The 10789-nt window shown below is 64.3% G+C and carries 10 protein-coding genes; 7 read left to right on the forward strand and 3 right to left on the reverse strand.

Annotated features, from left to right (window positions below; all coding sequences use genetic code 11):
- Nucleotides 1–61: 61 nt before the first annotated feature.
- The 5 genes from RM2_RS16090 to RM2_RS16110 all read left to right on the forward strand — a co-directional run bounded on the left by RM2_RS16090 (nt 62) and on the right by RM2_RS16110 (nt 4883).
- Nucleotides 62–1255 (forward strand): homogentisate 1,2-dioxygenase, encoded by a 1194-nt coding sequence (locus RM2_RS16090; protein WP_072690555.1) that lies wholly within the window; start codon nt 62–64, stop codon nt 1253–1255.
- Nucleotides 1252–2109, forward strand: coding sequence for a hypothetical protein (locus RM2_RS16095; RefSeq protein WP_072690556.1), 858 nt, complete (start codon nt 1252–1254; stop codon nt 2107–2109). The genes RM2_RS16090 and RM2_RS16095 overlap by 4 nt, the downstream gene beginning before the upstream one ends.
- Nucleotides 2106–3290, forward strand: coding sequence for a fumarylacetoacetase (gene fahA, locus RM2_RS16100; RefSeq protein WP_072690557.1), 1185 nt, complete (start codon nt 2106–2108; stop codon nt 3288–3290). Before RM2_RS16095 ends, fahA begins: the two co-directional genes overlap by 4 nt.
- A 37-nt stretch (nt 3291–3327) precedes the next feature.
- Entirely contained in the window at nt 3328–4110 is a 783-nt protein-coding gene (locus RM2_RS16105) for an enoyl-CoA hydratase (RefSeq protein WP_072690558.1), read from the forward strand.
- Between the two features lie 164 nt (nt 4111–4274).
- Complete coding sequence (locus RM2_RS16110) at nt 4275–4883, forward strand: hypothetical protein (RefSeq protein WP_072690559.1); 609 nt, start codon at nt 4275–4277, stop codon at nt 4881–4883.
- Nucleotides 4884–4904: 21 nt separating this feature from the next.
- Here the strand turns inward: RM2_RS16110 and RM2_RS16115 are convergent, their stop codons facing one another.
- A complete protein-coding gene (locus RM2_RS16115; protein ID WP_072690560.1) occupies nt 4905–5939 on the reverse strand; it encodes a LacI family DNA-binding transcriptional regulator in 1035 nt (344 codons plus the stop codon).
- A 150-nt stretch (nt 5940–6089) separates the two neighbouring features.
- Here RM2_RS16115 and RM2_RS16120 point away from each other — a divergent pair, with 150 nt between their 5' ends.
- On the forward strand, nt 6090–7262 hold the full coding sequence (locus RM2_RS16120) for an acyl-CoA dehydrogenase family protein (protein ID WP_072690561.1): 1173 nt from the start codon (nt 6090–6092) through the stop codon (nt 7260–7262).
- Complete coding sequence (locus tag RM2_RS16125) at nt 7259–8428, forward strand: CaiB/BaiF CoA transferase family protein (RefSeq protein WP_072690562.1); 1170 nt, start codon at nt 7259–7261, stop codon at nt 8426–8428. Before RM2_RS16120 ends, RM2_RS16125 begins: the two co-directional genes overlap by 4 nt.
- Here RM2_RS16125 and RM2_RS16130 read toward each other — a convergent pair.
- Both RM2_RS16130 and RM2_RS16135 read right to left on the reverse strand, forming a co-directional pair.
- Nucleotides 8420–9583 carry an acyl-CoA dehydrogenase family protein gene (locus tag RM2_RS16130; protein WP_072690563.1) on the reverse strand — a complete coding sequence of 388 codons (1164 nt, stop codon included), beginning with the start codon at nt 9581–9583 and terminating at the stop codon, nt 8420–8422. The genes RM2_RS16125 and RM2_RS16130 overlap by 9 nt on opposite strands.
- 205 nt (nt 9584–9788) lie before the next feature.
- Nucleotides 9789–10451: a methyltransferase family protein gene (locus RM2_RS16135; protein ID WP_084721839.1), complete on the reverse strand. Its 663-nt coding sequence runs from the start codon at nt 10449–10451 to the stop codon at nt 9789–9791.
- Nucleotides 10452–10789 lie beyond the last annotated feature (338 nt).

Raw genomic sequence — 10789 nt, forward strand, 5'->3', positions numbered from 1 at the left:
ATCACACCTGCAGTGTAGTTAATGTATTTACTACTGCACTGAACTTCTAGGGAGATCGATCATGGCGTTCTATCGGCATGCGGGCAACATTCCGCCGAAGCGGCACACCCAGCACCGCGACGACAGCGGCCAGCTCTACTTCGAGGAGCTGATGGGGGAGGAAGGGTTCTCCTCGGACTCGTCGCTTCTGTACCACCGCCACATCCCCTCGGCGATCGTCGATGCCACGGTATGGGAGTTGCCGGACCAGAGCACGACTCCCAACCATCCGCTCATGCCGCGCCACCTGAAGTTGCACGACCTCTTCCCTGAGGCCGTCTGGCCCGACACCGATGTGGTCACCGGGCGCCGGCTGATCCTCGGCAATGCGGACGTGCGCATCTCCTACGTGGTCGCCGGCAAGGAATCGCCGCTCTATCGCAATGCGATTGGCGACGAGATGGTCTATGTCGAATCCGGTTCTGCCACTGTCGAAACAGTGTTCGGTGCGCTCGAGGCCAAGCAGGGCGACTACGTCCTCCTCCCGATGTCGACCACGCACCGCTGGATCCCTCGGGGCCCGGAACCGCTGCGCGCCTATGCGATGGAGGCCAACAGTCACATCGTCCCACCGAAGCGCTACCTGTCTCGGTTCGGTCAGTTCCTCGAGAATGCGCCGTTCTGCGAACGTGACCTGCACGGTCCGTCCGAGACCTTGCAGGCCGAGGGTGTGGACATCGGCGTGCTCGTCAAGCACCGCACGTCACACGGGATCGTCGGGACGCGAATGGTGTATGCGAACCACCCGTTCGACGTGGTGGGCTGGGACGGGTGCCTCTACCCGTACACGTTCAACATCTCCGACTACGAGCCCATCACCGGGCGCGTGCACCAACCACCGCCGGTGCATCAGGCGTTCGAGGGCAACAACTTCGTGATCTGTAACTTCGTGCCCCGCAAGGTCGACTACCACCCGCTGTCGATCCCGGTGCCGTACTACCACTCGAACGTCGACTCCGATGAGATCATGTTCTATTGCGGCGGAGACTACGAGGCGCGCAAGGGTTCCGGTATCGGTCAGGGTTCCATCTCGATCCACCCCGGCGGTCACGCCCACGGCCCGCAGCCCGGCGCATACGAGCGCAGCATCGGCGCCGAGTTCTTCGATGAACTTGCAGTCATGGTTGACACGTTCCGCCCGCTCGAACTCGGCGAGGGCGCACTGGCTTGCGAAGATCCGGGCTACACCTGGGCCGGGCGGGGGCCCACGCAATGATCCCCGCCCTGTTCGCGGGTCTCTGCGACGACGCCGCACTCTTTCCGCCAAGCAACACGCCGATGCAGGATGCGCTGCCCGCCCATGCACGGCACACGTCGGCACCGTACACAGAATTGGTCGGTCCGTTCGTCTTTCCTGTCGCTCGACTGGGTGAACTGGCGCCCGGAGAATTGAAACTGAGCCTCACTCTGCCAGGCGGTCCGGCAACTCTCGAGTCGGCTCTCGCGCAACTGGCCTCAGTCGGCGGCGCCGAGGCCGTAGCCCTCGAGATTGCCGTTCCGGCCGAGCAGCCGGTGGGCGAATTCCTGAGCGAACTCGGCTCCGTGGACGCTCTCGCGCCGGGCCTTGACGTCTTCGTCGAGATCCCACGCGACGGCAGAAGGCCCGGGCTGCTGTCAGCGCTCGCCGGTACCCCCTACGCGGCCAAGTTCCGCACGGGAGGCGTTGTCGCCGAGGCATACCCGGACGAAGGTGAGCTCGCCGCCGCGCTGCACACGGTGATCTCTGCGGGTGTCCGATTCAAGGCGACCGCGGGACTGCACCGTGCAATTCGCAACACCGATCCGGAGACCGGATTCGAACAGCACGGTTTCCTCAACGTGCTTTTGGCGACCCGGCAGGCACTCGGCGGCGGCGGTGTCACCGAGTTGGCGGACACCCTCGCCGAGCGTGACGGCGCCCGGATCGCCCAGAAACTGAGGGATCTTCCGGAAGACTTAATTACATTGGTACGCAATAGCTTCCGATCATTCGGAACCTGCAGCATCCTCGAACCTCTCTCGGATCTCGTTGCGCTGCAACTTGTGCCTTCTTCAATTCTCATCTCCGCAGATGAAGGAGCCCCTGCATGACCGTCCTCGATATCCCCGCCGATTCCCTCTTCGGGCTGCGGAACCTGCCCTACGGGGTCTTCCAACCAGGGGACTCGTTGCCACGGATAGGAGTGCGGGTGGGTGATTCCGTCGTTGACCTCGCAGCCACGTTGAGTGACGACGTTTTCGCGCAGCCCACCCTCAACGCCTTCATGGCGCAGGGCCGGGTTCGCTGGACCGAGGTGCGCCGTCAGGTCACCGAACTCGTGCAGGGCGACATCGCCGACACCGCGGTGTTTGCGGTCGACGAGGTGACGATGCACCTGCCCGTGGCGATCGCGGACTACGTCGACTTCTACGCTTCCGAGAACCACGCCGCCAACCTCGGACGGCTATTTCGTCCGGATTCGGCGCCGCTGATGCCCAACTGGAAGCACCTGCCGGTCGGGTACCACGGCCGGTCGAGCACCGTGATCGTGTCCGGCACCGACGTCGTTCGCCCGTGTGGGCAGCGGAAGACCCCGGATCAGGACCGCCCAGACTTCGGTCCGTCCCGGCGTCTCGACATCGAGGCAGAGATGGGCTTCATCGTCGGCGTTCCCACCAGGCTGGGGGATACCATCACCCCGGATCGGTTTGCAGAGCACGTGTTCGGTGCGGTTGTGGTGAACGACTGGTCGGCCCGTGACATCCAGGCCTGGGAATACGTGCCGCTGGGCCCGTTCCTGGGAAAAAGTTTCGCGACATCCATCTCACCCTGGGTGGTTCCGCTGGACGCGCTCGAGGCCGCCCGCATCGACACCCCGACACAGGACCCCGAACCGCTGTCGTACCTGCGAGGTGACCAGAAGTGGGGCCTGGACATCGATATGGCCATCGAGTGGAACGGTCACGTTGTGTCGCGTCCGCCGTACGCCGAGATGTATTGGTCGCCGGCACAGATGCTCGCCCACACCACAATCAACGGCGCCGCAGCCAGCACCGGCGACCTGTTCGCTTCAGGGACCGTCTCGGGGCGGGAGAAGGACGAGCGGGGTGCGTTTATCGAACTGACCTGGGGTGGGAAGGAACCCGTCGTGGTTGGCGACCAGACCCGCACCTTCCTCGAAGACGGTGATGAGATCTCGATCTCGGCCACCGCACCCGGAACCGGCGGCACGCGCATCGGATTCGGTGAGGTACGGGCACGCATTCTTCCCGCCACGCAGGCGCACCGGTAGATACCCAACGTGCACATACGGGTGGTAGGCAGGAGTCATGAACCCGAATTTCGCCCCGACCACGGTCGAGCCGGACACCGGCATCGCGTTCTGCACTCTCAACCGCCCCGAACAGCGCAATCCGCTGTCGTCCGAAGCCATGTGGGACGTCACGGCGGCACTTCGGGAGTTGGGCAACGACGACACAGTGCGCGTCGTCGTCGTCCGGGCCGCAGGATCGGTCTTCTCTTCGGGGCACGATCTGAAAGAGATGATCGGCCGCACCCTCGAGGAGGAACGCGCCATCTTCGAAGCCTGCGTCGAGATGATGCAGGCGGTTCAGGAGATTCCGCAGCCCGTCATCGCCTCGGTTCAGGGCGCGGCGGTCGCGGCGGGCTGCCAACTCGTTGCGTCGTGCGACCTTGTGGTTGCGTCGTCGAATGCCGTCTTCGGGACACCGGGTGTGAAGATCGGACTGTTCTGCTCGACGCCGATGGTGGCGCTCAGCCGAGCAATCGGACGTAAACGCGCGATGCAGATGTTGCTGACCGGCGAGACGATCGACGCGGACACGGCGGCAGATTGGGGACTGGTCAACCTGGTGGTGCCGGCCGAGGATCTCGCTGCCGAGACCCGAGCGCTCGCGGAGAAGATAATCACGGCCAGCCCGTTGACGGTGACGATCGGCAAGCAGGGGTTCTATCGCCAGATCGACCTGCCCCAAGACCAGGCATATACCGCGATGGCCGAGGCGATGGCGACCAATGCCATCACGTGCGATGCGCAGGAAGGCATGCAAGCCTTCGTCGACAAGCGCACCCCGCAGTGGCAGGGGCGGTAGTCGAGGTTCAGGCCTGTTGCGCCGACGAGTTGACGGGCGCAGGATTGACCGTGCAGTGGCTGCGGCCACGGGCCGTCGGGTGTCCACTGACGGTGGACCGTGGCGGGTCGGCCACCGAGATCGTGCTCGGAGCGGGGCAGCGGCTCCGCCGAAGGAGATGAGAGATGTTCATCCAGGTAATGCAAGGAAAAGTGTCGGATGAGGAGGGCCTGCGCAGGTGCCTTGACCAGTGGGTAGAGGAACTGCAACCGACGGCGATCGGTTTCCTGGGAGCCACGCAGGGCGTGTGCGATGACGGGACGTACATCGCGTTGGCCCGGTTCGAATCCGCTGAAGCGGCCAGACGCAACAGTGAGCGCCCCGAACAGGGGGCATGGTGGGCCGAGGCGCAGAAGTGCTTTGAGGGAGGGATCTCCGCCATGGACTGCCCCGAAGCGATGTCGTGGATGGGTGGAGGCTCGGACGAGGCAAAGTTCGTGCAAGTGCTCGAGGGCCACACTACCGACGCGAGTCGGATGCGGGACATATTGGATGAGGCCGAACCTCACTTGCGCGAGCTGCGCCCCGAGATTCTCGGCGGAACGCTGTGTACCTACGGTGAAGACAAATTCGTGGAAGCCGTGTACTTCAGCTCCGAGTCCGAGGCCCGATCACACGAGAAGATGGAGAATCCGGCCGGGCTTCAGTCGTTGTTCGAGGAAGAGAATCGGTTGATGGGGGACGTGTCCTACTACGACATGCACGCGCCGATGTTGGTCTCTGCAGGGCGGTAGAGGCTGCGCGAGTCGATCTGATCAGCATCGCGTAGAGGCCCGTACGACGAGTTCGACGGGAAGTTTCACCGACTCCACCTCGTTGCCCGCGATCATCGACAGGAGATGGCGCACGCCCGTCGCGCCGATCAGTCGCGCGGGCGACCGGATCGTCGTCAGCGGAACCGGCAGTTGGGCCGCCACCGGAATGTCGTTGTACCCGACGAGCGTTAGGTCTTCCGGGATGCGCAGGCAGAGGTCACGGGCGACGCCGAGAACGCCGATCGCGATCGTGTCGCTGACCGCAAAGATCGCCTTCGGGCGCGATTTTCGTTCCAGGAGTGTCTTGGCCGCGGTGACACCGCCGGACACTTCAAAGTCCGAGCGCACGATCCGGCTTGGGTCCAGTGTGATCCCGTTCTCGGACAGCGCGTTCAGGAACCCGGCGAGCCGGTCCCGTGAGGTGCTGGCGTGATCGGGACCGGTGATGACGGCGATCTCGGTGAACCCGAGGTTGAGCAGATGCCGTCCGGCGAGATATCCGCCTCGGTGATCATCTCCAGACACGAACGGCAGACCTACGTCGGCGTGGCGGTTGAGTTGCAGAATCGGTAGTGCGCCAACCTGCAATGAGTCGACGAACGCGCGTCCGGGAGTGTGCAGGCTGCTGAGCAGCAGGCCGTCCACTTGTCTGCTGACGAGGAATTCTATGGACCGGCGCTGGGCGTCGAGGTCGTCCGGCGGACTCGACAGCAGCACCGAGTAGCCGGCCTGCGTGGCGGCCTCCTCGATGCCCTGGAACATGGTCGCGACGACCCCGTCTGTGAGGCGCGGCATGACGACGCCGAGGGTGGTGGTCTTTCGCGTCCGCAGACTCGCCGCCCACAGGTTGGGCTGGTAGCCCAATTCGACGGCCACCTCGCGCACTCGTCGTGCGGCCGCGGACCAGCCGTCGGCGGGTTCGGGCTGACGGAGCACCCGGGATGCCGTCGACACGTGGACACCGGCGCGTTCGGCGATCTCCCGCAGGGTAGACGGACGCCCAGAGGTGCGGGTCGGGCGGTCCGGCAGATTCACGTTCGATCCTCGCGGTCGGGGGAATGGACCCGGGCACGTCGCGATTGACGGCGGTCGGATTGCGCCATAGCGTACGTGACGAAATCGTATGTGCAATCGTTCTTGCGAACGTTTGCGCACACGCGCTCCCACCGGCCCCGTGGAGGAACCATGTCCGATCCGCAGACCCTGTCCCAGCTGTTCGCGCTCGACTCGCTGCTCGACACCGAGGAGATCGCGATCCGTGACACCGTGCGCCGATTTGCAGAGGAACGGATTCGCCCCCATATCGCCGAATGGTTCGAAGCGGCGGTGCTACCGGTTCGGGAGTTGGCGGAAGGTCTGGGTGAACTCGGCGTGCTCGGTATGCACCTCGAGGGATATGGCTGCGCTGGAATGAGCGCCACCACGTACGGTCTGGCCTGCCTCGAACTCGAGGCCGTCGACTCCGGAATCCGTAGCCTCGTGTCGGTGCAGGGGTCGCTGGCGATGTATGCGATCCACCACTATGGCAGCGAAGACCAGAGGCAGGAGTGGCTGCCCCGCATGGCCGCGGGCAAGGCGATCGGATGTTTCGGGCTGACAGAGCCGGACTTCGGGTCCAACCCCGGCGGGATGCGGACCAATGCCAAGCGGGACGGGGACGACTGGGTGCTCAACGGCACCAAGATGTGGATCACCAACGGGTCCGTCGCCGATGTCGCTGTGGTGTGGGCACGCGCCGACGACGGCGTACGCGGATTCGTCATCCCCACCGCCACCCCCGGCTTCTCGGCACCCGAGATCAAGAACAAGATGTCACTGCGGGCGTCTGTCACGTCCGAACTCGTGCTCGAGGACGTGCGCCTGCCCGCCTCCGCCATGCTGCCCGGGGCGAAAGGGCTGTCCGGACCGCTCGGCTGCCTCAACGAGGCCCGCTTCGGCATCATCTTCGGATCGATGGGCGCGGCACGTGATTGTCTGGAGACTGCGATCTCGTACGCACAGGACCGCCAGGTGTTCGATAAGTCTCTTGCCGCCTATCAGATCACTCAGGTCAAGATCGCGGACATGGCTGTCGAGGTCGGTAAAGGACATCTGCTTGCGTACCACCTCGGACGGCTCAAGGACCGCGGTGACGTGCGCCCCGAACAGGTCAGCACGGGAAAACTGAACAACGTCCGCGAGGCCATCGCCATCGCCCGTGAGTGCCGCACCATCCTCGGTGCGAACGGAATCACGTTGGAATACCCCGTGATTCGCCACGCCAACAACCTCGAGTCCGTCCTTACCTACGAGGGCACGTCCGAGGTGCACCAACTGGTGATTGGTAAGGCGCTGACCGGCGAGGAAGCGTTTCGGTGAGCGGGTCGCTCGATTCGGCTGTGAGCGGGTCGCTCGAGGGCTTGTTGATCGCCGACTTCGGCCGAGTGCTCGCCGGGCCGTACGCCACGATGCTGCTTGCCGATCTCGGTGCCGACGTCGTGAAGATCGAGCGTCCTGGTACAGGCGACGACACCCGGCGGTGGGGTCCGCCGTGGGTGGGCGACGAGTCCACCTACTTCCGGTCGGTCAACCGCAACAAGAGGTCGTTCGCGTGGGACCTGCACGACCCCGACCACCTGGATCAGGTGCGGGAACTGGTCACCCGCGCGGACGTCGTGGTGGAGAACTTCCTTCCCGGCACGATGGACCGGTTCGAACTCGGCTACGACGCGGTGCGTGTGCTGAACCCCGACGTCGTCTACTGTTCGGTTACCGGTTTCGGCGGACACAACGACCTGCCGGGCTACGACCTGCTCATCCAGGCAGTCGGCGGACTCATGAGCATCACCGGACCCGACTCCGGGACGCCGACCAAGGTCGGGGTTGCCATGGTGGACGTCGTCACTGGACTGCACGCCGCGGTCGGGATCCTCGCCGCGCTCCGGCACCGAGACCACACCGGGGAAGGGCAACGCGTCGAGGTGAACCTGCTGTCATCGTTGTTGTCGGCGCTCGTCAACCAGACGTCGGGATACGTTGGCGCCGGCGTCGTGCCTGCGGCTATGGGCAACCGGCATCCCAGCGTCGCACCGTACGAGGTGTTCGAGACGGGTGGAAGCCAGCTCGTGCTGGCGGTGGGAAACGACCGTCAATTCGCCTCTCTCGTCAAGGTTCTCGGGATCCCCGAACTTGCTCAGGACGAGCGTTACGCGACCAACGACCAGCGGGTGGCGCACCGAGATTGCTTGGTCGACGATCTCACGAAGGCGTTGTCCGTGGACACCGCCGACGCATGGTTCGAGAGGCTCACCGCCGCGGGCGTCGCGTGCGGTCCGCTCAACGACATCGCCGACGCCGTCGCGCTGGCCGAGCGACTCGGCCTCCATCCGGTGGTGGAGATCGACGATCCGAGTCGCGCTGAACCTGTACGCCAGGTGGCGAACCCGATCCGGCTCAGCGCCACGCCTGCGACCTACCGCGGCGCACCGCCACGCCTTGGTGAGCACACCCCGCCGGTGAGAACCAGCCAGGCTCCGTCAGTGTAGGGCTTGCTTGATCAGCCCTCGTCCGATGATGAGGCGCTGGATCTCGCTGGTGCCCTCGTACAGGCGGAGTAGGCGGACGTCCCGGTAGATTCGTTCGACGGGCACGTCCCGCATGTAGCCGCTGCCGCCGTGAATCTGCACCGCCAGATCGGCTACCTTGCCAACCATTTCGGTGCAGAAGAGCTTCGCGACGGACGGTGCGATCCGCCGGTCCTCGCCGGACACCCACGCCCGTGCGGCCTCGCGCACGAGGGAGCGCCCGGCCATCACCCCCGCCTGCTGGTCGGCGAGCATGGCCTGCACCAACTGGAATTCGCCGATCGTGGTGCCGCCCTGGGTGGCAGTGGCCGCGTAGTTCACCGATTCGTCGAGGGCACGCTGCGCAGCACCGACCGACAACGCCGCGATGTGCACACGTCCACGTGCCAGGGACGACATAGCGGCGCGATACCCGACGTCCTCACTTCCACCGACCAGAGCCGAATGCGGAACCCGGACATCGGCGAAGTGCACGTCCGCCGTCCACGCGCCCTCCTGACCCATCTTCCGGTCCTTGGCCCCTACCTGAACGCCTGAGGCGTCGGCGGGGACGAGGAACACGGCGATACCGGTTCCGTCCGCGTCTGCGGGACGGGTACGGGCGAAGACTACGAACAGGTCCGCGAGGGGAGCGTTGGTGATGAACCGCTTCTCGCCGTTGATGATCCAGCCATCATCGGTTTGAATGGCCTGGCTGCGCAGCCCCGCCGGATCGGATCCCGCACCCGGTTCGGTGAGCGCGAAGGAGGCCACCACTTCACCCGAGGCGATGCGCTCGAGCCATGTCGACTTCTGCTCGTCGGTACCGAACGCGACCAGAACCTGGCCGGCGATGCCGTTGTTGGTGCCGAACATCGACCGTAGTGCGAGCGAGGTATAACCCAACTCCATAGCGAGATCGACGTCCTGCGTGAGGTCGAGACCGAGGCCGCCCCACTCCTGCGGGATGGCGTAGCCGAACAGGCCCATCGCCTTGGCCGCGTCTCGGATGTCGTCCGGAATGGCGTCGGCGTCCATGATTTCCTGCTCGCGCGGAACCACCGATGTGCGCACGAAACTGCGCGTCTGCGTGAGAATGTGCCGAAAGTCTTCGGAACCGACCTGTGACGTTGTCATGGAATCACCGATCCGCAGCGTTGTCGTGGAATCACCGTCGAATGGTAGCCGTCACGAGATAGTTGTCGTAATTTGTGATCCGTATTCCACGAAACCTATGCTCTGCCCCGTTCGCCCGTGAAGCTCGCAACGCCGCGGTCTGCCCCGAGCTAGGCGTATCACGTTGGTGTGCAAAGGTCCTGGACGTCAGTCGGGCGAAGGAGGGTCAGTCGGCCGTCGCGGCGTGGTTTCGTCGCTCGACGGTTGCTTGATCGGTGTTCCGTGCCGTCGGGTAGCCGACTCCGGGAATGAACCGCCCGACGGTGCCGCTGTAGTCGCGGTAGTCGTCGCCGTGAACGAGGAGTAGATATGGCTCCTCGACAACCCTGACCTGCAGTTCGATTGTTGTCAGCATCAGGACGAACCCGGCGATCGCGAGGATGTTCGGCGTCATCAGAGCGATACCCCCGGCGAAAACGAGCATGGCGGTGAAGATTGGGTTGCGGACCATGGAGAATGCGCCATGTCGGACCAATGTTGTCGTCTCACTGGCATCGACTCCGATGCGCCAGGATTCGCCCATGCCGTTTTGTGAATACACAGTGGCCGCAATGCCGAAGAGAGCGAGCGCGACCCCGAGCGCCTGAATCCACCATGTGTGAAGAGAGCCGAGCGGCGACACCATCCGGGTCAGCTGCAGCAGCGCCGCGGCGATACCGGCGACAATCGCGATGATGAATCCTGCGCCAGCCATCCATTCCAGCGACCCGAGCCGGCCGCTGATGCCGCGGAACCCGGTGGATCCGGTGCGCCGCCATTGTCGCCAGCTGCGCCACCCGAATCCAAGCACGGCGAATACGAAATAGAGTGTGAGCGCTGCGATGACCATTGGTTGACCCTCTTCTTCTCGATCGATGTCGGGGGATCGATGCGTGCGATCTGACTGGCTGATCCCGGCATCCGGAACCATATGCACATATTGCAATATATGCAATATCGAAGACATTTAGTACGGAAATCGTGAGTCCCGGGCATTCAGTGCTGGGGCTGACCGCATTCACCTCTTTGTCACTCCGGCGCTCTGAAACGGCTTATCCGCTTCAATGGTTCAGCGGTAGGTAGCGAGGAACCCCGGCCGTTCAGGGTCGGGAGGAATTGCGTCAGTGTGCGGGGCGTTTCTGGGTTTCGATGTAGTCCTTGACGATCGACAGGGGCGCACCGACGGTG

Origin of the sequence: Rhodococcus marinonascens NBRC 14363 (assembly GCF_001894885.1) — a bacterium.
Lineage (GTDB): Bacteria > Actinomycetota > Actinomycetes > Mycobacteriales > Mycobacteriaceae > Rhodococcus_F > Rhodococcus_F marinonascens.